The organism is Pseudomonas sp. EB271-G4-1 (assembly GCF_058791355.1).
On sequence record NZ_JBYTEO010000036.1, the window covers coordinates 41,228 to 66,596 of the forward strand.

Here is a 25,369-nt window from a genome sequence, read left to right on the forward strand (position 1 = left end):
ACATCTGCGACTGACAGCCGGCACCCGGGACCGCTACAATTACCGACTTTGTCGCAACGCTTGGAGCTCAACCTTCCGTGCCCGTTCTGCGTCTACCGCTTCTCCCTGCCGCGGCAGGTAAACAGCACTGGGGCAACCTGCCTGGTGCCGCCCTGAGCCTGGCCATCGCCGAGGCCGCCAGCGCTGCCAAGCGCTTTACCCTGCTGCTCACAGCCGACAGCCAAAGTGCCGAACGACTGGAACAGGAGCTGGGTTTCTTCGCCCCCGATTTGCCTGTGCTGCATTTCCCCGACTGGGAAACCCTGCCCTACGACCTGTTCTCGCCGCACCAGGACATCATTTCCCAGCGCATTTCGGCGCTTTATCGATTGCCGGAACTGAGTCATGGCGTGCTGGTGGTGCCGATCACCACTGCGCTGCACCGCCTGGCGCCGACCAAATTTTTGCTCGGCAGCAGCCTGGTCCTGGACGTCGGCCAGAAGCTCGACGTCGAGCAAATGCGCACCCGCCTCGAGGCCACTGGCTATCGCTACGTCGATACCGTGTACGAACATGGCGAATTCACCGTGCGTGGCTCCTTGATCGATCTGTTCCCGATGGGCAGCAAGCTGCCTTACCGGATCGACCTGTTCGACGACGAAATCGAAACCCTGCGCACCTTCGACCCGGAAAACCAGCGTTCCATCGACAAGGTCGATTCGGTCAAGCTGCTGCCGGCCAAGGAATTCCCGCTGGAGAAAGAAGCCGTCACCCGCTTCAAGGCACGGTTTCGCGAGCGCTTCGATGTCGACTTCCGGCGCTGCCCGATCTTCCAGGACCTGAACAGCGGGATTACCCCCGCCGGCATCGAGTACTACCTGCCGCTGTTCTTCGAAGAAACCTCGACGTTGTTCGATTACCTGCCCCAGGACACCCAAGTGTTCTCCTTGCCAGGCATCGAGCAGGCCGCGGAAAATTTCTGGAACGACGTGCGCAATCGTTATGAAGAGCGGCGCGTCGATCCTTCGCGTCCTTTATTACCGCCTGCTGAATTGTTCCTGCCAGTAGAAGACTGCTTCGCCCGCCTGAAAAACTGGCCGCGAGTGGTCGCCAGCCAACAGGATGTGGAGTCCGGCGCTGGCCGCGAGCGCTTCCCCGCAAGGGAATTGCCGAACCTGGCCATCGAAGCCAAGGCCACCCAGCCGCTGGCGGCGCTCTCGGGTTTCCTCGACGAGTTCCCTGGGCGCGTGCTGTTCACTGCCGAATCCGCGGGCCGTCGCGAAGTGCTGCTCGAACTGCTGGAGCGCCTGAAGCTGCGACCGAAGACCGTCGACAGCTGGCCGGACTTTGTCGCCAGCAAGGAGCGCCTGGCGATCACCATCGCGCCGCTGGACGAAGGCCTGCTGCTGGATGATCCGGCCCTGGCGCTGGTCGCCGAAAGCCCGTTGTTCGGCCAGCGCGTGATGCAGCGCCGGCGCCGCGAGAAGCGCGCCGACGCCAACAACGACGCGGTCATCAAGAACCTCACCGAGCTGCGCGAAGGCGCGCCGGTGGTGCACATCGATCACGGTGTCGGCCGCTACCTGGGGCTGACGATCCTGGAAATCGACAACCAGGCCGCCGAATTCCTCACCCTTGAATACGCGGAAAACGCCAAGCTTTATGTGCCGGTGGCCAACCTGCACCTGATCGCCCGCTACACCGGCAGCGACGACGCCCTCGCCCCATTGCATCGCCTGGGCTCCGAGACCTGGCAAAAAGCCAAGCGCAAGGCCGCCGAACAGGTGCGCGACGTCGCAGCTGAATTGCTCGATATCTACGCACGCCGCGCCGCTCGTGAAGGGTATGCCTTCGCCGACCCGAAAGCCGATTACGCCACCTTCAGCGCCGGCTTCCCGTTCGAAGAAACGCCAGACCAGCAAAGCACCATCGAAGCGGTGCGCGAAGACATGCTCGCGCCCAAGCCGATGGATCGCCTGGTGTGTGGCGACGTCGGCTTCGGCAAGACCGAAGTGGCCATGCGCGCAGCGTTCATTGCGGTGCACGGCGGTCGCCAGGTGGCGATCCTGGTACCGACCACCCTGCTCGCCCAGCAGCACTACAACAGCTTCCGCGACCGCTTCGCCGACTGGCCGGTGAGCGTGGAAGTGATGAGCCGCTTCAAATCGGCTAAAGAGGTGAACGCGGCGATCGCCGACCTGGCCGAAGGCAAGATCGACATCGTCATCGGCACGCACAAGCTGCTGTCCGACGATGTGAAAATCAAAAACCTGGGCCTGGTGATCATCGATGAAGAGCACCGCTTCGGTGTCCGCCAGAAAGAACAGCTCAAGGCGCTGCGCAGCGAAGTCGACATCCTCACCCTGACCGCCACGCCGATTCCGCGCACGCTGAACATGGCCGTGTCGGGCATGCGCGACCTGTCGATCATTGCCACGCCGCCGGCCCGTCGCCTGTCGGTGCGCACCTTCGTCATGGAGCAGAACAAGAGCACGGTTAAAGAGGCCCTGCTACGTGAGCTGCTGCGCGGCGGCCAGGTCTATTACCTGCACAACGACGTCAAGACCATCGAGAAATGCGCCGCCGACCTCGCCGAGCTGGTACCGGAAGCGCGGATCGGCATCGGCCACGGGCAGATGCGCGAGCGCGAACTCGAACAGGTGATGAGCGACTTCTACCACAAGCGCTTCAACGTGCTGATCGCCTCGACCATCATCGAGACCGGCATCGACGTGCCGAGCGCCAACACCATCATCATCGAGCGCGCTGACAAGTTCGGCCTGGCGCAGTTGCACCAGTTGCGCGGCCGGGTCGGTCGCAGTCACCACCAGGCCTACGCCTATCTGCTGACGCCACCGCGCCAGCAGATCACCGCGGACGCGGAAAAGCGCCTGGAAGCGATCGCCAACACCCAGGACCTCGGCGCGGGCTTTGTGCTCGCCACCAACGACCTGGAAATCCGCGGCGCCGGCGAATTGCTTGGCGACGGCCAGAGCGGGCAGATCCAGGCGGTCGGTTTCACGCTGTACATGGAAATGCTCGAGCGCGCGGTGAAGTCGATCCGCAAGGGTGAACAGCCCAACCTCGATCAACCGCTGGGCGGTGGTCCGGAAGTCAACCTGCGCGTACCGGCGTTGATTCCCGAAGACTATCTGCCGGACGTCCATGCCCGCCTGATTCTCTACAAGCGCATCGCTTCGGCCACCGACGAGGACGGCCTCAAGGACCTGCAGGTCGAGATGATCGACCGTTTCGGCCTGTTGCCCGAGCCGACCAAGAACCTGATGCGCATCACCGCACTGAAATTGCAGGCCGAATTGCTGGGCATCAAGAAAGTCGACGGCGGCCCGCAGGGTGGTCGAATCGAATTCGCGACACAAACCCCGGTCGACCCGCTGACCCTGATCAAGCTGATCCAGAGCCAGCCCAAGCGCTACAAATTCGAAGGCGCGACGATGTTTAAATTCCAGGTCCCGATGGAGCGCCCGGAAGAACGCTTTAATACTGTAGAGGCGCTGTTTGAGCGTCTTATCCCGAAAACTGCTTGAAGGACGCCGCATGCGCCTGTTTCGCTCACTGACCTTGTTGATAACCCTGGTCGCCCCTTCGGTGTTTGCCGATGACCTGTATCAGATTGAAATGATTCTGGTGCGGCAGAATGCCGTGCCGGCGATTATCAGCCGTGCCGCGCCGGAAGACTGGGCCGCAGGCGCGCAAACCGTCAGCCCTGACAGCCTGCGCACGCCGAGCCTCAACAACGAAGTGGAAAAACTCACCGCCAGCAATGAATACAGCGTGCTGCTGCACAAGGCGTGGCAACAGACGCTCGGCGAGACACCGGTCAAGGTGGCGGTCAGCGACGGCAAGGAACAGTACGGCCAGTACCCGATCGAAGGCACCCTGAACCTGACGCTGGGACGCTTCACCGATGTAGATGCCGATTTCTGGGTCAACCAGTTCAACGAAGACGGCCTGGTCACCGCCAGCGAACGCCTGAAACAGGAAAGCCATACCAAGAACGGCCAGCTCAACTTCCTCGACAACGGCCACCTGGGCCTGCTGATCAAGATCACCTCATTGACGGCGCCCGCTCCCCGGGAAGCCCCTGAAGTCGTCCCGGACTGATCGAGCCCCCCCCATGTCCGCGACCCTGAGCAAACCCCTGGCACCTTCCTGGGTCAGCCGATTCAAGGAACAGAGCCTGGAGCGCGGTCGCCGGTATGCCCTGGAGAATCGCGTCAGGATCGTCGAGGTCGGCGACGCGACGATCACCGCGGCGTGCGAAGGCTCTGGCGGTAACGTTTACCGTCAGACCATTCGCCTGCGCGAGTCGGCCAAAGGCACCTTGCTGATGGTCGATGCCACCTGCTCCTGCCCGGTGCACAGCAACTGCAAACATTGCGCAGCGGTGCTCCTGCAAATCCAGGAAACCCTCGACTACCCCGCCGCCGCCAAAGACGCCGAACTCCTGGAAAAACTCCAGGCGGTGCTGGAAAACCGCAGCCCCAAGGCACCACCGCAAGTGCTGGTGGACAACGTGCAACCGGTACCGCGCCTGTGGCTGGCGAGCATTGAGTTCAGCGCCTTCGAACCGCGCAACGGGCGAATGCAGCGTTACATCCAGCATCGCGCGGCGCTGTCTTTCGGTTACCTGGACGAGTACGTTTCAGGCCAGAAGAATGCCGACATCCTGATTCGCCAGGAGACCCAGACACTGCGGATAAAACGCCACCCGGACGTCGAACAGTCCTACCGGGAGCAGCTGCGAATCCTCGGTTTCAAGATCGCCACCCGGCAAAGCAAGGCCCTGCCGGAAAGCGCTGGCGAACTGTTCGAGATGGTCAACGACAGCGCCTGGCTGACCTTCACCCTCAATGAGTTGCCAAAGTTGCGCACCCAGGGTTGGGAGCTGCAAATCAACGAAAACTTCGGCTTCGACCTGACTGCCGTGGACGACTGGTACGCCACGGTCGAACAGGTTCCGGAGCGCGACTGGTTCGACCTGGAGCTGGGGATCATCGTCAATGGCGAGCGGCTGAGCCTGTTGCCGATCCTGTTGAACCTGATGCGCTCCCACACCGAACTGCTCAATCCGGAACGCCTCGCTCGCCGGCGCGACGACGAGCTGATCCTGGTCAACATACCCAGCCGGCCGAACGCCGAGCACGGCCCCCTGCAAGTCGCCCTGCCCTTCGGCCGCCTGAAACCGGTACTGGCGACGCTTGGCGAGTTCTACCTTCAAGAACCTGGCGAAACCACGCTGCGCCTGAGCAAGGCCGACGCCACGCGTCTCAACTCGCTGGAAGACCTGCCACTGCTCTGGGAAGGTGGCGAGCAGATCCGCAGCTTTGCCCAACGCCTGCGCGACATCAAGGACTACACCGCCTCGGCGCCGGACGGCCTGAACGCGACACTGCGCCCCTATCAGCTCGAGGGCCTGAGCTGGATGCAGTCGTTACGCCAACTGGAAGTCGGCGGCATCCTCGCGGACGACATGGGCCTGGGCAAAACCCTGCAGACCCTGGCGCACATCCTCAGCGAGAAAAACGCCGGTCGCCTCGATCGCCCCTGCATGGTGGTGATGCCCACCAGCCTGATTCCCAACTGGCTCGACGAAGCGGCGCACTTCACTCCGCAACTCAAGGTACTGGCACTGTACGGCGCCAGTCGCAAAAAACATTTCGACAACCTCGCCGATTACGACCTGATCCTGACCACCTATGCCTTGCTGCCCAAAGACGTGGAACGCCTGGCGGCGCAGCCCTTGCACGTGCTGGTACTGGACGAAGCGCAATACATCAAGAACCCCAACAGCAAGGCCGCCCAGGCTGCCCGTGAGCTCAATGCCCGCCAGCGCCTGTGCCTGAGCGGCACGCCACTGGAAAACCACCTGGGCGAACTGTGGTCACTGTTTCACTTCCTGCTGCCGGGCTGGCTCGGCGACGTCAAAAGCTTCAACAGTGATTACCGGGTACCCATCGAAAAGCGCGCCAGCGAAGTCAGGCTTCAACACCTCAACAGCCGGATCAAACCCTTCCTGCTGCGTCGCACCAAGGAACAGGTGGCAACCGAGTTGCCGCCGAAAACCGAGATCATCCACTGGGTCGAACTCAACGAAACCCAGCGCGACCTGTACGAAACCATGCGCCTGGCCATGGACAAGAAAGTCCGCGACGAAATCACCCGCAAGGGCGTGGCACGCAGCCAGATCATCATCCTCGAGGCGCTGCTCAAGCTGCGCCAGGTGTGTTGCGATCTGCGCCTGGTCAATGAAGCCACCCTTCCGGCGCGGGGCAGCACCTCGGGCAAGCTCGACAGCCTGATGGAAATGCTCGAAGAGCTGTTCGAGGAAGGCCGCAAGATTCTATTGTTCTCGCAGTTCACCTCAATGCTGGCATTGATCGAAGAAGAACTGAACAAGCGCGGCGTGCCCTACGCGCTACTGACCGGACAGACCCGCGACCGTCGTACACCGGTGAAGGAATTCCAGAGCGGCAAGCGTCAGATTTTTCTCATCAGCCTGAAGGCCGGTGGTGTTGGCCTGAACCTGACGGAAGCCGATACCGTGATCCATTACGACCCCTGGTGGAACCCGGCAACGGAAAACCAGGCCACCGACCGCGCCTATCGCATCGGCCAGGAAAAGCCGGTGTTCGTCTACAAACTGATCGCCCGCGGTACGGTGGAAGAGAAGATCCAGCACCTGCAGAAGGAAAAATCCGACCTGGCGGCGGGCGTGCTGGATGGACGACAGGCCGGGGACTGGAAGTTGCAGAGCGATGACATCGAGGCGCTGTTTGCGCCGTTGCCGGATAAGCTGGAGAAGCGTTAAAGTTTGCAGCGCCTGACAAATAGTCTTCGCGAGCAGGCTCGCTCCCACAGGAATGTCACCGAACCTGTGGGAGCGAGCCTGCTCGCGAAGGGAGCGACTCGGTATATCGGCTAGTCAGCCCGGAGCACCCGCGCCAACGTCGACCTCACCCTAACCATCCCCTCTCCTAACGCTCGCTCGATCTCTGTCATGCTGATCACCGATGCCGACTTGCCCGCTGCCGGATTCACCACCAGCGCCAGGCAGGCGTAATCCAGCTGCAGCTCGCGGGCCAGGGCCGCTTCGGGCATCCCGGTCATGCCAACGATGTCGCAACCATCGCGCTCCAGGCGCAGGATCTCGGCGGCGGTTTCCAGCCGCGGACCCTGCATGCAGGCATAGACGCCCCGATCGCTGAAACCCGCGCCTTCGACCACCAGCGCTGCAATCAAGCGCTGGCGTAGCGATTCGCTGTAGGGGTAGGTGAAATCGATATGGGTCACCGGCTCCAGGTCATCGGCAAAGTAGCTGTGCTCGCGGCCACTGGTGTAGTCGATCAATTGATGCGGCACGCAGAAATGCCCGGTACCCATCGCCCCGTTGATGCCGCCCACTGCGTTGACTGCCAGGATGGCCTCGGCACCGGCCTGCTTCAGCGCCCAGAGATTGGCGCGATAATTCACCCGATGCGGCGCAAAACGGTGCGGGTGACCACGACGGGCGAGAAACAGCACTTCGCTGCCGGCATATTCGCCAATCTGCACTTCTGCAGACGGCGCACCGTAGGGAGTGTCCAGCGCCAATGACTGGCGAATCTGCAGGCCTTCCAGCCGGGTCAGGCCGCTGCCGCCGATAATCGCGTAAACCGTCATGGCGCCCCCTTCTCAATCGATAAGTTGTGCATCCCTGAGCGCACCGACGGCCGCCAACCAGCGCGGGTCCTGACGGTATTCGGTGCTCGCATGCGCCTGGCCGCGCATCCGTGCAATGCGCGCCGACGGCTTGACCTGCAAACGCTGGGCGGCACTCAAGGCCAGTTCGGCGGCTGCGCGGTCGTTGCACACCAGGCCCATGTCGCAGCCGGCGGTCAACGCCGCTTCGATACGGCTGGCGGCATCGCCCACCACGTGGGCACCGGCCATGGACAGGTCGTCGCTGAAAATTACCCCGTCGAACTGCAGTTCGCCCCGCAGGATGTCCTGCAGCCAGCGCCGCGAGAAGCCCGCCGGCTGGGTATCGACCTGTGGATAAATAACGTGGGCAGGCATGACGGCGGCCAGCTGTTTGCTCAACTTGGCGAAAGGCACCAGGTCATGGGCACGAATCTGCTCGAGGCTGCGCTCGTCATTGGGGATCGCGACGTGGGAATCCGCCTCGGCCCAGCCGTGGCCAGGGAAATGCTTGCCGGTGGCGGCCATGCCCGCGCTGTTCATGCCGCGAATGAAAGCACCGGCCAGCAGCGCAGCACGCTGCGGATCCGCTTCGAACGAACGGGTCCCGACCACGGCGCTGCGCTGGTGATCGAGATCCAGCACCGGGGCGAAGCTCAGGTCCAAGCCAACGGCAAGCACCTCGGTGGCCATGATCCAGCCGCACTGTTCGGCCAGGTATTCGGCGTTCGGGTTGTCGGCAATGGCGCGCATCGCCGGCAGGCGCACGAAGCCCTGGCGCAGGCGCTGGACCCGCCCGCCCTCCTGATCCACCGCCAGCAGGAGGTCGGGACGAATGGCGCGGATCGCCGCGCTCAACTCGCGGACCTGGCGCGGATGTTCGATGTTGCGGGCGAAAATGATCAGGCCGCCCACTTCGGGCTGGCGCAATAATTGGCGATCTTCAGCCGTCAGCCAGGTACCGGCGACGTCCACCATCAACGAGCCTTGCAGGCCAGCAGTCATAACAATTCCTTGATAACGATAAACCCGGCTCGCAACGATACGCCGCCCTGGGCTGCACCCGGGAGGTCGGCGATCATCGGTGGGAACGGGTTCAAAACGAGAGTCGGCATGGGCGGCTAGCTTATCGGATGTCAGCTGCCGCGCCCACCCATGAGCGGCTAAACCTTGGCGGCAACCGGTGTCGATTTGCTACGAGGACGCAGTTGCGCGGTGGCCATGGCCGAGTCGGTGACACCGGATTCGGCACGCATGCCGGCTGCCAGGAACGGCACCATCAGGCGCATGACCTGCTCGATGGAGGTATTGACCCCGAAGTCGGTTTCGGCGATGGCGCGCAAGGCCTTGATACCGGACATACTGAACGCGGCCGCACCCAGCATGAAGTGCACGCGCCAGAACAGTTCGATCGGCGGGATGCGCGGGGCAGCCTCGTTGACCAGCAACATGTAGCGGCGAAACACCTTGCCGTACATATCTTCCAGGTAGCGGCGCAAATGCCCCTGGCTCTGGCTGAAGGCCAGTCCGAGCAATCGCATGAAAATGGACAGGTCGTTGCCGCTGCGTGGCTGCACCACCAGGGCTTGCTCGACGAGGATTTCCAGCAATTCCTCGAGCGAAGGCTTGTTATCTGGCTTGGCCTGGCGCCGCTCCAACTCTTTATCGAGGCTGATGCAGAATGGCCCCAGGAAGCGCGAGAAGACGGCCTGGATCAGCGCCTTCTTGGAACCGAAGTGATAGTTCACCGCCGCCAGGTTCACACCCGCTTTGCTGGTGATCAAACGCAACGAGGTTTCGGCGAAACCTTTTTCCGCGAACAACTGCTCGGCAGCATCGAGAATGCGTTCAACGGTTTCCGACTGGGCCATGGCTACTCCGCCTGACAAACACTTGTTTGAAACATACGTTTCAGCCCGTGCGTTGTCAAGTCTGGCAGTTCGTTTCGGGAATGGTCGGTCATGCATTTAACCACACAACCGCAAAGCTTCCATCAGCCGGTTGAGCGACCGTCTGGCGGCGCACAAAAAAAGGGGCATTGCCAAGACCGTTCCACTGTATATAATCCCAGTCACTGTATAAAAAGACAGAGCGATCAATATGCTAAAGCTGACGCCACGCCAAGCCGAGATTCTGGCCTTTATCAAACGCTGCCTGGAAGACAACGGCTACCCGCCGACCCGCGCGGAAATCGCTCAGGAACTGGGTTTCAAATCGCCTAACGCGGCAGAAGAACACCTCAAGGCGCTGGCCCGCAAGGGCGCGATCGAGATGACTCCGGGAGCTTCGCGCGGTATTCGCATTCCCGGTTTCGAGGCCAAGGCCGACGACTCCAGCCTGCCAATCATTGGCCGCGTCGCGGCTGGCGCGCCGATCCTCGCCCAGCAGCACGTTGAAGAGTCCTGCAACATCAACCCTGCGTTCTTCCACCCACGCGCCGATTACCTGCTGCGCGTGCACGGCATGAGCATGAAGGATGTAGGTATCTTCGACGGCGACCTGCTGGCCGTCCACACCACCCGCGAAGCCCGCAACGGCCAGATCGTGGTTGCGCGAATCGGCGACGAAGTCACCGTCAAGCGCTTCAAGCGCGACGGTAGCAAAGTCTGGTTGCTGGCTGAAAACCCCGAGTTTGCCCCTATCGAAGTGAACCTGAAAGATCAGGAACTGGTGATCGAAGGCTTGAGCGTCGGCGTCATTCGCCGCTAAAGGAGGCTTTATGCAGTTCCCCTACACATCACAGCAAGCACAACTGCCGCTTCAGTTCGAGGCATTCATGGCACAGCCAATGGCGCCAATCCTGAAGGAAGTGGAGTCGCCCTGGAGCGCCGAACCCGAAGTGTTCAGTGAACTGTCTTTGCGTGGTGCAGCCGGGAACTGCCTGAACCTTCTGGCGCCGATCCTGCGCGAGCTCAGCCAGGACCAGGATGCTCGCTGGCTGACCCTGATCGCCCCGCCTGCCAGCCTGACCCAGGCCTGGCTGAGGGATGCCGGACTCAATCGCGAACGCATCCTGCTGCTACAACCCCGTGGCGCCCAAAGCGCCCAGCAACTGACTTGCGAAGCCCTTCGCCTTGGTCGCAGCCACACAGTGGTCAGCTGGCTCAACCCGTTGAGCAAAATCTCACGGCAACAACTGATCAGCGCCGCCCGGACCGGGGACGCTCAAAGCCTGAATATTCGACTGGGTTAACGGCACACGCTGAACGCGAGGGGCTTCTGCAAGGATAGAGAAGCCTATTGAAGGCAGTGCCGGAAAAACCGACAGGCGGAGATCAATGAAGGACCCGCGGCCCCTCTTCCTTCTCGAATTCACCTTCAACCATACGTCCCGCCATCTGCACACCGACGCTCAACATCGCCTTGGCGACTTCCACGTGCTGGCCTTGCAGGAACGCCTTGGCATCCTCGGAGAAATCCAAAGTAACCAGAGAACCCTCGTCCTCTGCCCTGCGCAGTTCGATTCGGCCGTCTGGTAACTCGACAATTTCTAGAAAGGACGTTGGCATAAAGGTCTGTTCTCCACGGAAGGCGAGCATTATATAGGCATCAGCCAAGCTTCGCTCGGGATCTTGACCAGATACCCTTGCAAAAATGACTCGGCAGCCGAGCAAACAACCCCAAGGGTCGCCTGCTGCGCTGTTTAGTTGATCAGCACTCGTTCAAGCCTTCGCGAAAACGGATGGCCAGGCTTTTCAGGTTTTGCCGCCAGCTCTCCAGCTCCTCACGACCCAGCTCCTGAGGCGCCTCTTCTTCATCGAGATTTACCGCCACGATCAACGGCTGCGTCACATCACCTTTAGGCTTGCGCGGCGCTCGAGGCGGCTGGAACAACACAGCATGGGCAGCCAGCAACTTGGCCAGCCAGGTTTCCGGGTTGTTGGCCAGCTCGACCATCTCGGCCATTTCCGGAATGGCGATACTTTCCAGCACTTCGCGGGTCAGCAACGATTCGGCCCGGGAAGCATTAGCCTGGGGCAAACGATAGAAACCGGCGATTTCGTGACACAAGCCCAACAAGGCTCCGTAGAGATGAAACAACGCCGATTCTCGCTCCGCCTGGATCAGCGCCAAGGCATTCATCGCCCGCCCCTGTTCGGCCTTGGCGAGCGCTTCCAGCGACAGGCCGGCGAAATAAATCTTCTGGTTGGTACGGGTATAGAGTTCGTGGGCCATGACGGCAGCCTCCACAACGAAATAATTGCTTCACGCAGGTCAGACAGTGTCGTGGATCAACTCCTTCTCCCGCAAGCATTGTCTGATCCCGAATGACACTCCCACTCAATAAATTGCCACCATCCTTGTGAATGAAACCGCTCCTTGCAGAAAAAGTGCACCACTCCCGATCAGGGCGGCCGACCCCGCGTCAAAGCCTGTGGGAAATGGTTGTCTGAGTACATATCCATTCCTGCGGTAACGGCCACCTAGGGTTTCGCTCTTACAGCGACTCACTTTTCAAAACCGGAAACACCAAAAAGTAAGCAAAAGGCTTTGCCCCACCACTTGGTGCCTCGCTAGGGCTCGGCATGCCCTCTCTCCGGCATTGCTCCGTGGGTCGCCGCGATGGGCCATCCATGGCCCAGCGCGGCTAAACCGGCGTCCTGCCGGTTTACCCACTGCGCAATGCCTGCGTTCGGCCATCGTGGTTAACGGGGCACCCAGATCAAAAACAAAAGCGAGGCGGCCTTAAAGCCGACCTGACTTTTACGGCTGCACCTAATTCCTTGTGGGAGCCAGCCTGCTGGCGATGGAGGTCAACGATAACGCGCCCTGTCTGGATGAACGCATTGCCTGGTAGTCCATCGCCAGCAGGCTGGCTCCCACAATGGGATCGCGGACAGCCCTGCAATCAGGTCGGCTTTAAGGCCGCCTCGCTTTCGCGGTTGATCTTGATCTGGCTTTTGATTTTCTTGCCCCATCGAGAGGCCGAGTGGAGGTTCTGGGCAGTGGGTAAACCGGCATGGATGCCGGTTTAGCCGCGTTGGGCCAAGGATGGCCCATCGCGGCGGGCCCACGGAGCAGGACCGGAGCGAGGGCATGCCGAGCCTTAGCGAGGGGCCGAACGCCAGGGGCAAGAGCCCTTGGTTACTTGGGGCTCTTCCAAGTGACTCGCTGTAAGAGCGAAACCATAAGTGGCCGTTACCGCAGGAATGGATATGTACGCGTCAACAAACAATAGATCGTCTGTCAGGACGCCTTCGCCGGCAAGCCGGGCTCCTACAGTAAATCGGGTATGTCCGCGAGGGATTGGTCGGCTGGCGGGCCGCCTTCGCCGGCAACCCGAAACTCCGCAGACAACGGGCACAAAAAAGCCGCATGAAAACCCGAAGGTTCTCATGCGGCTTTTTTGGTTTGGCGACTTTTACGCCTTCGCAGCCGGCCGCTTGTCCTCGACCTTCCACTTGCCACCGTCGTAGAACGCCTTCCAGCCAGTCGGCTTACCGTCGACTTCGGACTGTACGTATTGCTCCTTGGTCTTGCGGCTGTAACGGATCACGGCAGGCAGGCCATCCGGATCTTTCTTTGGCGCTTCGCACAGGAAGTGGTACTTCGGATCGATCTCATCCTTGTGCGGCACGATCTCGAGCACCAGCGGTGCGCGGGTCTCGCGGTTTTTCGGGAACTGGCTGGCGGCCAAGAACAGGCCCGACGCACCGTCGCGCAGGATGTAGGTGTCGTTGACCTTTTCGCATTTCAGCTCAGGCATTTTCACCGGATCCATCTTCGGCGGCGCCGCATCACCACTTTTCAGCAGTTTGCGGGTGTTCTTGCAGGTCGGGTTGGTGCAACCGAAGAACTTGCCGAAACGGCCGGTCTTGAGCTGCATCTCGCTGCCGCACTTGTCGCATTCCAGGCTCGGACCTTCATAGCCCTTGATGCGATAGGTGCCCTCTTCGATTTCATAACCATCGCAATCCGGATTGTTACCGCAGATGTGCAACTTGCGCTTCTCGTCCAGCAGGTAGGCGTCCATTGCCGTGCTGCAGATCGGGCAGCGGTGCTTGCCACGCAGCACCAGCGATTCCGACTCACCCTCGTCGTCTGCGGCGATTTCATCGCCCGGCACCAGGTTGACGGTCGCCTTGCAGCGTTCTTTCGGTGGCAGGCTGTAGCCCGAGCAACCGAGGAACACGCCGGTCGACGCGGTACGAATCTGCATCGGACGCCCGCAAGTGGTGCACGGAATATCCGTCATCACTGGCTGGTTGGCGCGCATGCCACCGTCCGGACTCTCGGCTACCTCGAGTTTCTTCTTGAAGTCGCCGTAGAACTCATCGAGCACGTTTTTCCAGTCGCGTTCGCCCTGGGCCACGTCGTCGAGGTGCTCTTCCATGCCGGCGGTGAAGCCGTAGTCCATCAGGTTGGAGAAGCTTTCGGCCAGGCGCTCGGTGACGATGTCGCCCATCTTTTCCGAATAGAAGCGACGGTTGTGCAGCGCCACGTAGCCGCGGTCCTGGATGGTCGAAATGATCGCCGCGTAAGTCGAAGGACGACCGATGCCGCGTTTTTCCATTTCCTTGACCAGGCTGGCTTCCGAGTAACGCGCCGGTGGCTTGGTGAAGTGCTGGGTCGGATCAAGCTTGATCAGCTTCATCGCGTCGCCCTGGGCCATGTCCGGCAGCACGTCGTCGTCGCCCGGCTTGGCGATTTGCGGCATGACGCGGGTGTAGCCGTCGAACTTGAGGATACGGCCCTTGGCACGCAGCTCGAAGTCGCCGGCACCGACGGTGACTGTGGTCGACAGGTATTGCGCCGGCAGCATCTGGCAGGCGAGGAACTGGCGCCAGATCAGCTCGTAGAGGCGCTCTGCATCACGCTCCATCCCCGACAGCTTGCTTGGCTCAGTGTTGGCGTCAGACGGACGAATCGCTTCGTGAGCCTCTTGTGCGCCTTCCTTGCTGCTGTAGACGTTCGGGTTTTCCGGCAGGTACTTCTTGCCGAACTCGCTTTCAATATAAGTACGCGCCATCGCCACGGCATCGGCCGAGAGGTTGGTGGAGTCGGTACGCATGTAGGTGATGTAGCCGGCTTCGTACAGACGCTGGGCCATCATCATGGTTTTTTTCACGCCAAAGCCCAGGCGGTTGCTCGCAGCCTGCTGCAAGGTGGACGTGATGAACGGGGCCGACGGCTTGCTGCTGGTCGGCTTGTCTTCGCGCTTGACGATGCTGTAGCTGGAAGACTTGAGCTTCTCCAGCGCCGCCATGGCCTGGGCTTCGTTGAGCGGCTTGAAGGCTTCGCCCTTCTCCCGAGCCACGTCGAAACGCACGGTCGCGCCCTTGGCGGTGCCGAGGTCGGCGTGGACTTCCCAGTACTCTTCCGGGATGAACGCGCGGATTTCACGCTCGCGCTCCACCACCAGCTTCACGGCAACCGACTGCACACGACCGGCGGACAGGCCACGGGCGATCTTGGCCCACAGCAGCGGCGACACCATGTAACCCACCACGCGGTCGAGGAAACGACGCGCCTGCTGGGCGTTGACCCGATCGATGTCCAGCTCGCCTGGCTGGGAGAAGGCTTCCTGGATCGCCTTCTTGGTGATTTCGTTGAACACCACGCGCTTGTAGCGGCTGTCGTCACCACCAATGGCTTCGCGCAGGTGCCAGGCAATGGCTTCCCCCTCGCGATCCAAGTCGGTTGCGAGATAGATGGTGTCAGCATCCTTGGCGAGCCGGCGCAGCTCCTCGATGACCTTTTCCTTGCCCGGAAGGATCTCGTACTTGGCTTTCCAGCCGTGATCGGGATCGACACCCATGCGCGCGACCAGCTGCTTGCGCGCCTTTTCCTTCGGCGACAAGGCCGGCGCTTCGCCCGCGGCAGCCTTGCCGCGCTTGGCGGCTGGCTCTTTGCTGGCGCTAGCCGAACCGCTGGTGGGCAGGTCTCGGATATGGCCGATACTCGACTTCACCACGTATTCGTTGCCCAAATACTTGTTGATGGTCTTGGCCTTAGCCGGGGATTCCACAATGACCAGCGATTTGCCCATGGATCAGAAAATTCCTGAATTCTAGAAGTGAAAGGCGGTTGGCGCCTGACGCGGCACCGCTATATATAGTGGCTACAAGGTGAGGTCAAGCGCAGGGTTTTGCGCGCACTCAGCTTATGGCTTGTTAAAAAGGCTTGGCTCGGCTTGCACCAAAGCAAAGCGCGGCACCTGTTCGCCGTCAACCTCGACCGACTCCAGGAACATGCTCAAGGGGCGTACCCAAAAGCCGTAATCGCCATACAGGGCTTGATAGAAGACCACTTCTTCCTCGGTTTCCGAATGCCGCGCGACACTGAACACACGGTACTGCGGACCTTTGTAATGTTGGTAGAGCCCAGGTTGTATCGGCATGCTTCGGCCCTCACTCAAATCAGCTTTAAATAAAAAATAAAAAAATCCGCAAAAACAAAAACCGGGGCACTTGGCCCCGGCTTCCGTCAACGCAACGCTTAAACGCGTTCGAAGACGGTGGAGATGCCTTGGCCGAGACCAATGCACATGGTGGCTACCCCAAGGTTGCCGCCATTCTGCTTCATCACGTTCAGCAAAGTGCCGGAAATCCGCGCACCGGAGCAACCGAACGGGTGACCCAGGGCGATCGCGCCGCCGTGCAGGTTAACCTTCTCGTTCATCTTGTCGAGCACTTTCAGATCTTTCAACACTGGCAAGGCCTGTGCGGCGAAAGCTTCGTTGAGCTCGAAGTAGTCGATGTCGGAGATACTCAGACCCGCACGCTTCAATGCTTTGTGCGTGGCCGGTACTGGACCATAGCCCATGATCGCCGGGTCCACACCTGCCACTGCCATCGAGCGGATTACCGCCAGAGGCTGGATGCCCAGGTCCTGCGCACGCTGCGCCGACATCACGATCATGCACGAGGCACCGTCGGTGATCTGCGACGAAGTACCAGCGGTCACGGTGCCACCCTTTGGATTGAAAGCAGGCTTGAGTGCCGCCAGGCTTTCCAGGGTAGTTTCCGGACGAATGGTTTCGTCGTAGTCGAAGGTTTTCAGGAAACCGTTCTCGTCGTAGCCCTGCATCGGGATAATTTCGTCCTTGAACTTGCCTTCCACGGTCGCCTTGTGGGCGAGTTGGTGGGAGCGCAAGCCAAAAGCGTCCTGCTGTTCGCGAGTGATGCCGTGCATCTTGCCCAGCATTTCCGCGGTCAGGCCCATCATGCCCGAAGCTTTTGCCGCGTACAGCGACATGTGCGGGTTCGGATCGACACCGTGCATCATGCTCACGTGACCCATATGCTCGACGCCGCCAACCACGAAAACGTCACCGTTGCCGGTCATGATCGCTTGCGCAGCCGTGTGCAGGGCACTCATCGACGAGCCACACAGGCGGCTGACGGTCTGGCCGGCCGAGGTGTGCGGGATCTGGGTCATCAGCGACGCCATGCGCGCGATGTTCCAGCCCTGCTCCAGGGTCTGGTTCACACAGCCCCAGATCACGTCTTCGACTTCAGCAGGGTCGACCTTGACGTTGCGTTCCAGCAGCTTGCTGATCAGGTGCGCCGACATGTCTTCGGCGCGGGTGTTGCGGTGCATGCCGCCCTTGGAGCGGCCCATCGGAGTACGACCGAAGTCGACAATCACGACGTCTCTTGGATTCAAGCTCATAAAATTTCACTCTCGCTCAAAAGTTGGGACGCTTAACCGAAGAACCGCTGGCCGGTCTTGGCCATTTCACGCAGTTTTGCGGTCGGGTGGTACAGCGCGCCCAAATCAGCGTACTGGTCAGCCAGGGCAACGAACTCTGCCACACCGATCGAATCGATGTAGCGCAGCGCACCGCCACGGAATGGAGGGAAACCGATACCGTAGACCAGGCCCATGTCGGCTTCGGCGGCGGTTTCGACAATGCCGTCTTCCAGGCAACGCACGGTTTCCAGGCACAGTGGGATCATCATCCAGTTGATGATGTCTTCATCGGTGACTTCGCGCTGTTCAAAGACGATTGGCTTGAGCACTTCCAGAACCGACGGGTCGGCAACTTTCTTTTGCTTGCCCTTCTTGTCGGTCTCGTAGGCGTAGAAGCCCTTGCCGTTCTTCTGGCCCAGGCGCTTGGCTTCGTAGAGCACGTCCACGGCCGAGCGAGTGTCGTCCTTCATGCGGTCCGGGAAGCCCTCAGCCATCACGTCGCGACCGTGGTGGCCGGTGTCGATGCCGACCACGTCCATCAGGTACGCCGGGCCCATCGGCCAGCCGAACTTTTCCATGACCTTGTCGATACGGACGAAGTCCACACCGGCGCTGACCAGCTTGGCGAAACCGCCGAAGTACGGGAACAGCACGCGATTGACCAAAAAGCCCGGGCAATCGTTGACCACGATCGGGTTCTTGCCCATTTTCTTGGCGTAGGCAACGGTAGTGGCCACTGCCAGCTCGCTGGACTTCTCACCACGGATCACTTCCACCAGCGGCATCATGTGCACCGGGTTGAAGAAGTGCATGCCGACAAAGTTTTCCGGACGCTTGAGGGCCTTGGCCAGCAAGGTGATGGAAATGGTCGAGGTGTTGGACGCGAGGATGGTGTCCTCCTTGACCTTGTCTTCGACTTCGGCCAGTACCGCTTGCTTGACCTTCGGGTTCTCGACGACGGCTTCAACCACCAGGTCCACGTGACCGAAATCACCGTAGGACAGGGTCGGACGAATGCCGTTGAGCACTTCAGCCATTTTCGCGGCGGTCATGCGGCCCTTGTCAACGCGGCCAACCAGCAGTTTGGCGGCTTCGGCCAGCCCCTGCTCGATACCGTGCTCGTTGATGTCCTTCATCAGGATCGGCGTGCCTTTGGACGCCGACTGATAGGCGATACCGCCACCCATGATGCCGGCGCCCAATACGGCAGCCTGCTTCACGTCCTTGGCGATTTCGTCGTAGGCCTTGGCTTTTTTCTTCAGCTCCTGATCGTTCAGGAACAGGCCGATCAGGCTCTGTGCAGCGGCGGTCTTGGCCAGCTTGACGAAACCGGCGGCTTCGATTTCCAGGGCCTTGTCACGACCGAAGTTCGCGGCTTTCTGGATGGTCTTGATCGCTTCGACCGGGGCCGGGTAGTTCGGGCCCGCTTGACCGGCCACGAAACCCTTGGCGGTTTCGAACGCCATCATTTGTTCGATTGCGTTCAGCTTGAGCTTTTCAAGCTTCGGCTGGCGCTTGGCCTTATAGTCGAACTCGCCGGAAATGGCGCGCTTGATCATTTCCAGCGCAGCTTCCTGGAGCTTTTCAGGGGCAACCACGGCATCGACGGCACCGACTTTCAGCGCGTCTTCAGGACGGTTTTCCTTGCCGGCGGCGATCCACTCGATGGCGTTATCGGTACCGATCAGGCGCGGCAGGCGCACGGTACCGCCGAAGCCCGGGTAGATGCCGAGCTTGACTTCCGGCAGACCGATCTTGGCCTTGGTCGACATGACGCGGAAGTCCGCTGCCAGGCACATTTCCAGACCACCGCCCAACGCGATGCCATTGATCGCGGCGACAGTCGGGACGTTGAGGTCTTCGAAATCGCTGAAAATCTTGTTGGCTTCGAGGTTGCCAGCCACAAGCTCTGCATCCGGCAGCTTGAAGTTGTCGACGAATTCGGTGATGTCGGCGCCGACGATGAACACGTCCTTGCCACTGCTGACGATCACACCCTTGATCGAAGCATCTGCCTTGATGGCGTCCACGGCCTGACGCAGTTCGTTCAGGGTTAGACGGTTGAACTTGTTGACGGACTCACCCTTGAGGTCGAACTTCAGTTCGACGATGCCACTTTCAAGAGCCTTAACCGTGATGGCTTTACCTTCGTAAATCATCAACTGATCTCCACGATATGGAAGCTGAACAGTACACGCCGGACGCAGGCGGATGGCTGGCAGGGACGTCACTCGTCGATGCTACGCCTATCCACCCGGCACACCCGCCAACGCGATAGTCGGGATTCTGTAGGAGCTGTTTGTCGTACAAACGCTCATTTCATACGCCCGTTTGATTTGGGTACGCCACCTTCACGGAAATTCCGACAATTGTCAATCGCCCAAAGTGTGGGTTGAGAGGCGACTTGGCGGTCATTTCTGTAGGACGAAGGCCTGCAACACGAGGTTGCATGAGCAATCATTCATAGAATCAATCTTTAGAAAATTCGCCCTAATTCACTGCAGCCTTTGTTTAACAAGCTACGCTGGCGAAACCTGGGGAAAAAACTGAACGCTTTTGGCGAATGCCCAGCGTAAGATCAGCCCAAACCGAATTACCGGCCTGCCTGGCCAACCCGCCCGATGACGTTGTCGGGCTTTTTATTGCCTGCAAAAACCCACGCGCGCCCTTGTAGGAGCTGCCGCAGGCTGCGATCTTTTGATCTTGCTTTTAAAAAATCGAAAGATCGCAGCCTGCGGCAGCTCCTACAGGGGATGGGGGTGTCTGCGGGGTTTAGGCCAGCGCCTTGAGGGTAGCATCGATATTTTGCAAAACGGCTGCGTCGCCCTTCTCTCCCCAATACAGGGTGATCATCTGCTTGTCAGCCTCGACCTTGTAGACGTTGTCTGGCAATTTTTCGAAATGATTTAGCAGTGCCCGATCCTCGCAGGGTTCCTGCCATTGGTTGACCCACAAACCCGGTGATTTTTGCCAGTAACTCCAGCACGCCGGTTGATTGCCCCGCCGTGGTCGGTGGTACTGCGCACAAGGGTTTGGCGGTTCCTGGACGAGCCAGTGCGGCCATTCCTGAGGCGCCAGCTGCATGGCCAGGCCAATGCGTCGCGCCTCCATGCGCAGGGCCATGCGACCACTCTGATGGCGCGAGGGTCGCAGCCATGCCAAGGGGCTCAACACCACCAGCAGGATTGACACCACTATCCAGACCGTCATATCTGTACTCCCGATTCTTGATGAGCGCATTGAGTCACTTTGGAAACACTGCGCTTGAAACCAGCCATACTTACCAATATTGCAACCCTCAGGAGGAGCACCTCATGCCCTACAACCACATTCTGGTCGCTGTAGACCTGACCGAAGAGTGCGACCCTGTCATCCACCGTGCTCGCGAGCTGGCGGTGAGCAACGGGGCGAAATTGTCCCTGGTGCATATCGTCGAGCCCATGGCCATGGCCTTTGGTGGCGATGTGCCAATGGACCTGTCACAACTGCAACAACAGCAGTTCGACCAGGCCAAGGAGCGACTCGATCGCCTGATCGTGAAATACCCTGAGCTCTCCAGGGAATACAGCCACCTGACCTACGGCCAGCCACGCCAGGAAATCCACCACCTGGCCAAGGAGCAAGGGTGCGACATGATCGTGGTCGGCAGTCACGGCCGCCATGGCCTGGCACTGCTGCTGGGCTCTACGGCCAACGACGTGCTGCACGGCGCGCCTTGCGATGTGCTTGCAGTGCGCCTGCAAAGCAAAAGCTGACAACACCGCCCCCTGTAGGAGCGAGCATGCTCCGGGCGGCGTTCCGACGATGGTCGTCAACGATGACGCGGGGAGCCTGACACCCCGTGGCGCTCTCAGGATCATCGTCGGAACGCCGCCCGGAGCATGCTCGCTCCTACAGGGGAGGATTTGCGTTGCATATGAAAAGCCCGGCGTTCACGTGCGTGAAGCCGGGCTTTTTTATTGCCGGATCAATCAGGCATCCAGCTCGGCCCAGCGCTCGACCATGATGTCGAGTTCAGCCTGCAACTGCGCAAGCTGAGCAATCACCGCGGCGGTTTCCGCAGCCGGACGCAGGTAGAAGCCCGCATCGGCCATCTGCCCCTCAACCGCGACGATCTGCTGTTCCATGGCTTCGATCTGCCCAGGCAACGCTTCCAGCTCTCGCTGCACCTTGTAGCTGAGCTTCTTCTTCGCCACTGGCGCCTCGACGGCGGCTGCAACAGGCGCGGGCTCGGCCTTGACCACGGCGGAGTTGAGGTCGGCCTTGCCGGACTTGCTCTCGGTCACGCCCAGCAGGCGCGGCGAACCGCCCTGGCGCAGCCAGTCCTGATAACCGCCAACATACTCGCGAACCTTGCCTTCACCTTCGAAGACCAGGGTGCTGGTAACCACGTTGTCGAGGAATGCCCGGTCGTGGCTGACCATCAACACGGTGCCGTTGAAGGTCAGCAACACTTCTTCGAGCAGTTCGAGGGTTTCAACGTCGAGGTCGTTGGTCGGTTCGTCGAGCACCAGCAGGTTCGCCGGCTTGCTGAACAGCTTGGCCAGCAACAGGCGGGCACGCTCGCCACCGGACAGCGCCTTGACCGGCGTGCGGGCACGCTGTGGGCTGAACAGGAAGTCGCCGAGGTAGCTCAGCACGTGGCGGCTCTGGCCGTCGATATCGATGAAGTCGCGACCTTCGGCGACGTTATCGATCACGGTCTTTTCCAGGTCCAACTGATGGCGCAACTGGTCGAAGTAGGCGACGTCAATCTTGGTGCCTTCTTCCACCTTGCCACTGGTCGGCTGCAGGCCACTGAGCATCAATTTCAGCAGCGTGGTCTTGCCGGTGCCGTTGGCGCCGAGCAGGCCGATACGGTCGCCGCGCTGCAGCACCATGGAGAAGTCCTTGATCAGGAACGGACCGCCCGGGTGAGCGAAGCTCACGTTCTCGAGCACCATCACCTGCTTGCCGGACTTGTCGGCCGTTTCCAGCTGGATGTTGGCCTTGCCGGTGCGCTCACGACGCTCGCTGCGCTCGACGCGCAGGGCTTTCAGCGCGCGTACGCGGCCTTCGTTACGGGTACGACGGGCCTTGATGCCCTGGCGAATCCACACTTCTTCCTGGGCCAGGCGCTTGTCGAACAGCGCGTTGGCGGTGGCTTCGGCGGCCAGCTCGGCTTCCTTGTGCACCAGGAAACTGGCGTAGTCGCCGTTCCAGTCGATCAGGCCACCGCGATCCAGTTCCAGGATGCGGGTCGCCAGGTTCTGCAGGAAGGAACGGTCGTGCGTGATGAACAGCACGGCGCCCTGGAAATCCTTCAGCGCCTCTTCCAGCCAGGCGATTGCACCGATGTCCAGGTGGTTGGTCGGCTCGTCGAGCAACAGCAGGTCTGGCTCGGACACCAGGGCCTGGGCCAGCAGCACGCGACGACGCCAGCCACCGGACAATTCGGCGAGGGTCTTGTCCGCCGGCAACTGCAGGCGACTCAGGGTGCTGTCGACCAGGGTCTGCAATCGCCAGCCGTCGCGGGCCTCGAGGTCGTGCTGGACGTGCATCAGCTTGTCCAGGTCGGCATCGGTGACGATGTTCTGGCTCAGGTGGTGATATTCGGCGAGCAACGCGCCGACACCGTCCAGGCCTTCGGCAACCACGTCGAACACTGTCCGCTCGTCGGCTACCGGCAATTCTTGCGGCAATTCGCCAATCTTGAGGCCGGGTGCGCGCCAAACCGAGCCGTCATCGGGCTTCTGGTCGCCCTTGACGAGCTTCATCATGCTGGACTTGCCAGTGCCGTTGCGGCCGATGATGCACACCCGCTCTCCACGGGCGATCTGCCAGGACACCTTGTCCAACAACGGCATAGCGCCGAAAGCAAGGGACACATCGCTGAATTTGAGCAGGGTCATGAGCTTCTCCAAAAACCGGGCGCGCATTCTACCTGAAACGGGGCTCCAGCAGGCCGGCAATTTCACCTTCGCAGCACTCTGCACAACAAATGTTGCGAACTGATGCAGACCGGTCGGCAAAGCTTTCGCCCGTTGCTGGCAAAAGGCTAAGCTACAGATAATCAGTGCGGGCATTGCCAGCACTTGTCATGTTTTTTCTGTCCGGACGTCTCATGCGCAGTCGCCTTCTCAATTTTTTGTCATGTTTTCTAATTTCTGCCGCTGCCGTTCAATCCGCACAGGCGGTGGACCTGTCTACCCAACGCCAATACTACGATGAAGCCAAGCGCGCCCTGGCAAAGGGCGACACGGGGCCGTATTTTCGCTACAGCCAGGCCCTGGCCGACTATCCGCTGGAGCCGTACCTGGCTTACGACGAGCTGACCGCGCGCTTGAAAACCGCGAGCAATGCCGAGATTGAGAAGTTCCTCGCCGAACACGGTGACCTGCCCCAGGCCAACTGGATGAAGCTGCGCTGGTTGCGCTGGCTGGCGGAACGCGGCGACTGGGCGACATTCGTCAAGTACTACGACCCCAAGATGAATTTCACCGAACTGGACTGCCTCAACGCGCAGTACCAGATCAGCCACAACCAAAAGACCGAAGGTTACGCCAACGCCAACAAGCTCTGGCTGAGCGGTAAAACGCAACCGGCAGCCTGTGATGCCCTGTTCGGCATGTGGGCCGCCGAAGGCCAGTTGACCGAGCAGAAGCGCTGGGAACGCGCCAAGCTCGCCGCCCAGGCACGCAATTACCCACTGGCCAACAGCCTGGTCAATGGCTTGACCACCCTCGCCCCTCGCGGCCGCCTGCTGATCGACGTGGCGCAGAATCCGGAGCTGCTCAATTCGCCGTCGCGCTTCGCCCCAGCCGATGAACCGATGTCCGATGTGGTCAGCCTGGGCCTGCGCCGCCTCGCCCGTCAGGATCCAGACAGGGCCATGGCCCTGCTCGACGGTTACGCCAGCAGCATGCACTTCTCGCGCGACGAAAAAGTGGCCATCGCCCGGGAAATCGGGCTGACCCTTGCGCGACGTTTCGACAGCCGCGCGCTGGACATGATGACCAAATACGACCCGGAACTGCGCGACAACACGGTGTCTGAGTGGCGCATGCGTTTGTTGCTGCGCCTGGCGCGCTGGGACGATGCCTACCAGTTGACTCGCCGCCTGCCCCAGGACCTGGCCACCACCAACCGCTGGCGCTACTGGCAGGCCCGCAGCCTGGAACTGGCGCAGCCGCAAAACCCCGAGGCACTCAATCTCTATAAGAGCCTGGCCCGCGAGCGCGATTTCTATGGCTTCCTCGCCGCCGACCGTTCGCAGTCGCCGTATTCGCTGAACAACAAACCGCTGGTGCTCAGCCAGGCACTGATCAACAAGGTGCGTAACACCCCTGGCATACGCCGCGCCCTGGAGTTTCATGCCCGCGGACAGATCGTCGACGGTCGCCGCGAGTGGTATCACGTCAGCCGCCACTTCAGTCGCGATGAAATGGTTGCCCAGGCGAAACTGGCCTACGACCTGAAATGGTATTTCCCGGCGATTCGCACCATCAGCCAGGCGCAGTACTGGGACGACCTGGACATTCGCTTCCCGATGGCCCACCGCGACACCCTGGTGCGTGAAGCCAAGGTCCGCGGCCTGCATTCCAGCTGGGTATTTGCCATCACCCGCCAGGAAAGCGCCTTCATGGAAGATGCCCGTTCCAGCGTCGGTGCCAGCGGCCTGATGCAATTGATGCCGGGCACCGCCAAGGAAACCGCGCGCAAGTTCAGCATTCCGCTGGCCTCGCCGCAGCAGGTGTTCAACCCGGACAAGAACATCCAGCTGGGCGCGGCTTACCTGAGCCAGGTTCACAGCCAGTTCAACGGCAACCGCGTCCTCGCCTCCGCCGCCTACAACGCCGGCCCCGGCCGCGTGCGCCAATGGCTGCGCGGTGCCGATCACCTGAGCTTCGACGTCTGGGTGGAAAGCATCCCGTTCGACGAAACCCGCCAGTACGTACAGAACGTGCTGTCGTATTCAGTGATCTACGGCCAGAAACTCAACTCGCCGCAACCGCTGGTGGATTGGCACGAGCGGTATTTCGACGATCAGTGAGTTTGATTGAAGCAAGATCAA

18 protein-coding genes are annotated in these 25,369 nt (G+C 60.7%); 7 read left to right on the forward strand and 11 right to left on the reverse strand.

The genetic code is table 11. From position 1 onward, the window contains the following. The first annotated feature begins 77 nt into the window (after positions 1 to 77). Genes mfd through AC3WWR_RS18685 form a run of 3 tightly spaced genes read left to right on the forward strand, consistent with a single transcriptional unit; the run spans position 78 to position 6,811 of the window. Positions 78 to 3,527, forward strand: a complete 3,450-nt coding sequence (gene mfd, locus AC3WWR_RS18675; RefSeq protein ID WP_454866459.1) for a transcription-repair coupling factor — start codon at positions 78 to 80, stop codon at positions 3,525 to 3,527. Between the two features lie 10 nt (positions 3,528 to 3,537). Continuing rightward, positions 3,538 to 4,104, forward strand: coding sequence for a CsiV family protein (locus AC3WWR_RS18680; protein ID WP_083348551.1), 567 nt, complete (start codon positions 3,538 to 3,540; stop codon positions 4,102 to 4,104). 13 nt (positions 4,105 to 4,117) lie between these two features. Continuing rightward, positions 4,118 to 6,811, forward strand: a complete 2,694-nt coding sequence (locus AC3WWR_RS18685) for an SNF2-related protein (RefSeq protein ID WP_492598940.1) — start codon at positions 4,118 to 4,120, stop codon at positions 6,809 to 6,811. Positions 6,812 to 6,921: 110 nt separating this feature from the next. Here AC3WWR_RS18685 and AC3WWR_RS18690 read toward each other — a convergent pair whose 3' ends face one another. From AC3WWR_RS18690 to AC3WWR_RS18700, 3 genes are all read right to left on the reverse strand, one after another. Beyond that, complete coding sequence (locus AC3WWR_RS18690) at positions 6,922 to 7,662, reverse strand: S-methyl-5'-thioinosine phosphorylase (protein WP_492598941.1); 741 nt, start codon at positions 7,660 to 7,662, stop codon at positions 6,922 to 6,924. 12 nt (positions 7,663 to 7,674) lie between these two features. Further along, positions 7,675 to 8,685, reverse strand: a complete 1,011-nt coding sequence (gene nagZ, locus AC3WWR_RS18695; protein WP_020798500.1) for a beta-N-acetylhexosaminidase — start codon at positions 8,683 to 8,685, stop codon at positions 7,675 to 7,677. Between the two features lie 158 nt (positions 8,686 to 8,843). Continuing rightward, a complete protein-coding gene (locus AC3WWR_RS18700) occupies positions 8,844 to 9,551 on the reverse strand; it encodes a TetR/AcrR family transcriptional regulator (protein WP_020798502.1) in 708 nt (235 codons plus the stop codon). A gap of 229 nt (positions 9,552 to 9,780) precedes the next feature. On the opposite strand from AC3WWR_RS18700, the gene lexA reads away from it, so the two are divergent. Beyond that, positions 9,781 to 10,389 carry a transcriptional repressor LexA gene (lexA, locus tag AC3WWR_RS18705; protein ID WP_008064450.1) on the forward strand — a complete coding sequence of 203 codons (609 nt, stop codon included), beginning with the start codon at positions 9,781 to 9,783 and terminating at the stop codon, positions 10,387 to 10,389. Positions 10,390 to 10,399: 10 nt separating this feature from the next. After that, positions 10,400 to 10,873 carry an SOS-induced cell division inhibitor SulA gene (sulA, locus tag AC3WWR_RS18710; RefSeq protein WP_020798503.1) on the forward strand — a complete coding sequence of 158 codons (474 nt, stop codon included), beginning with the start codon at positions 10,400 to 10,402 and terminating at the stop codon, positions 10,871 to 10,873. Between the two features lie 82 nt (positions 10,874 to 10,955). Here sulA and AC3WWR_RS18715 read toward each other — a convergent pair whose 3' ends face one another. The 7 genes from AC3WWR_RS18715 to AC3WWR_RS18745 form a co-directional block, all read right to left on the reverse strand. Then, a complete protein-coding gene (locus AC3WWR_RS18715) occupies positions 10,956 to 11,189 on the reverse strand; it encodes a hypothetical protein (RefSeq protein ID WP_008064452.1) in 234 nt (77 codons plus the stop codon). 142 nt (positions 11,190 to 11,331) lie between these two features. Continuing rightward, positions 11,332 to 11,856, reverse strand: a complete 525-nt coding sequence (locus AC3WWR_RS18720; RefSeq protein ID WP_492598942.1) for a DUF6586 family protein — start codon at positions 11,854 to 11,856, stop codon at positions 11,332 to 11,334. 1,186 nt (positions 11,857 to 13,042) lie between these two features. Next, positions 13,043 to 15,670, reverse strand: coding sequence for a type I DNA topoisomerase (topA, locus tag AC3WWR_RS18725; protein ID WP_020800560.1), 2,628 nt, complete (start codon positions 15,668 to 15,670; stop codon positions 13,043 to 13,045). A 114-nt stretch (positions 15,671 to 15,784) separates the two neighbouring features. Next, complete coding sequence (locus tag AC3WWR_RS18730; RefSeq protein WP_020800559.1) at positions 15,785 to 16,021, reverse strand: DUF1653 domain-containing protein; 237 nt, start codon at positions 16,019 to 16,021, stop codon at positions 15,785 to 15,787. 98 nt (positions 16,022 to 16,119) lie between these two features. Continuing rightward, positions 16,120 to 17,295, reverse strand: a complete 1,176-nt coding sequence (gene fadA / locus AC3WWR_RS18735; protein WP_033045454.1) for an acetyl-CoA C-acyltransferase FadA — start codon at positions 17,293 to 17,295, stop codon at positions 16,120 to 16,122. 32 nt (positions 17,296 to 17,327) lie between these two features. After that, positions 17,328 to 19,475 (reverse strand): fatty acid oxidation complex subunit alpha FadB, encoded by a 2,148-nt coding sequence (fadB, locus tag AC3WWR_RS18740; RefSeq protein WP_033045453.1) that lies wholly within the window; start codon positions 19,473 to 19,475, stop codon positions 17,328 to 17,330. Between the two features lie 613 nt (positions 19,476 to 20,088). Further along, positions 20,089 to 20,526, reverse strand: a complete 438-nt coding sequence (locus AC3WWR_RS18745; RefSeq protein WP_083348548.1) for a hypothetical protein — start codon at positions 20,524 to 20,526, stop codon at positions 20,089 to 20,091. 104 nt (positions 20,527 to 20,630) lie between these two features. On the opposite strand from AC3WWR_RS18745, the gene AC3WWR_RS18750 reads away from it, so the two are divergent. Beyond that, positions 20,631 to 21,071 (forward strand): universal stress protein, encoded by a 441-nt coding sequence (locus AC3WWR_RS18750; RefSeq protein WP_020800555.1) that lies wholly within the window; start codon positions 20,631 to 20,633, stop codon positions 21,069 to 21,071. Positions 21,072 to 21,287: 216 nt separating this feature from the next. Here AC3WWR_RS18750 and AC3WWR_RS18755 read toward each other — a convergent pair whose 3' ends face one another. Continuing rightward, complete coding sequence (locus AC3WWR_RS18755; RefSeq protein ID WP_033039847.1) at positions 21,288 to 23,207, reverse strand: ATP-binding cassette domain-containing protein; 1,920 nt, start codon at positions 23,205 to 23,207, stop codon at positions 21,288 to 21,290. Positions 23,208 to 23,419: 212 nt separating this feature from the next. Here AC3WWR_RS18755 and AC3WWR_RS18760 point away from each other — a divergent pair, with 212 nt between their 5' ends. After that, positions 23,420 to 25,348 carry a transglycosylase SLT domain-containing protein gene (locus AC3WWR_RS18760; protein ID WP_492598943.1) on the forward strand — a complete coding sequence of 643 codons (1,929 nt, stop codon included), beginning with the start codon at positions 23,420 to 23,422 and terminating at the stop codon, positions 25,346 to 25,348. The last annotated feature ends 21 nt before the right edge of the window (positions 25,349 to 25,369 follow it).

Bases quoted from the DNA above. Each gene is read 5' to 3' on its own strand.
- fadB (WP_033045453.1), bottom strand. From the start codon at position 19,475: ATGATTTACGAAGGTAAAGCCATCACGGTTAAGGCTCTTGAAAGTGGC.
- AC3WWR_RS18760 (WP_492598943.1), top strand. From the start codon at position 23,420: ATGCGCAGTCGCCTTCTCAATTTTTTGTCATGTTTTCTAATTTCTGCC.
- lexA (WP_008064450.1), top strand. From the start codon at position 9,781: ATGCTAAAGCTGACGCCACGCCAAGCCGAGATTCTGGCCTTTATCAAA.
- AC3WWR_RS18755 (WP_033039847.1), bottom strand. From the start codon at position 23,207: ATGACCCTGCTCAAATTCAGCGATGTGTCCCTTGCTTTCGGCGCTATG.
- fadA (WP_033045454.1), bottom strand. From the start codon at position 17,295: ATGAGCTTGAATCCAAGAGACGTCGTGATTGTCGACTTCGGTCGTACT.
- nagZ (WP_020798500.1), bottom strand. From the start codon at position 8,685: ATGACTGCTGGCCTGCAAGGCTCGTTGATGGTGGACGTCGCCGGTACC.
- AC3WWR_RS18715 (WP_008064452.1), bottom strand. From the start codon at position 11,189: ATGCCAACGTCCTTTCTAGAAATTGTCGAGTTACCAGACGGCCGAATC.
- AC3WWR_RS18685 (WP_492598940.1), top strand. From the start codon at position 4,118: ATGTCCGCGACCCTGAGCAAACCCCTGGCACCTTCCTGGGTCAGCCGA.
- AC3WWR_RS18730 (WP_020800559.1), bottom strand. From the start codon at position 16,021: ATGCCGATACAACCTGGGCTCTACCAACATTACAAAGGTCCGCAGTAC.
- AC3WWR_RS18680 (WP_083348551.1), top strand. From the start codon at position 3,538: ATGCGCCTGTTTCGCTCACTGACCTTGTTGATAACCCTGGTCGCCCCT.
- AC3WWR_RS18700 (WP_020798502.1), bottom strand. From the start codon at position 9,551: ATGGCCCAGTCGGAAACCGTTGAACGCATTCTCGATGCTGCCGAGCAG.
- AC3WWR_RS18720 (WP_492598942.1), bottom strand. From the start codon at position 11,856: ATGGCCCACGAACTCTATACCCGTACCAACCAGAAGATTTATTTCGCC.
- topA (WP_020800560.1), bottom strand. From the start codon at position 15,670: ATGGGCAAATCGCTGGTCATTGTGGAATCCCCGGCTAAGGCCAAGACC.
- AC3WWR_RS18745 (WP_083348548.1), bottom strand. From the start codon at position 20,526: ATGACGGTCTGGATAGTGGTGTCAATCCTGCTGGTGGTGTTGAGCCCC.
- AC3WWR_RS18690 (WP_492598941.1), bottom strand. From the start codon at position 7,662: ATGACGGTTTACGCGATTATCGGCGGCAGCGGCCTGACCCGGCTGGAA.
- AC3WWR_RS18750 (WP_020800555.1), top strand. From the start codon at position 20,631: ATGCCCTACAACCACATTCTGGTCGCTGTAGACCTGACCGAAGAGTGC.
- sulA (WP_020798503.1), top strand. From the start codon at position 10,400: ATGCAGTTCCCCTACACATCACAGCAAGCACAACTGCCGCTTCAGTTC.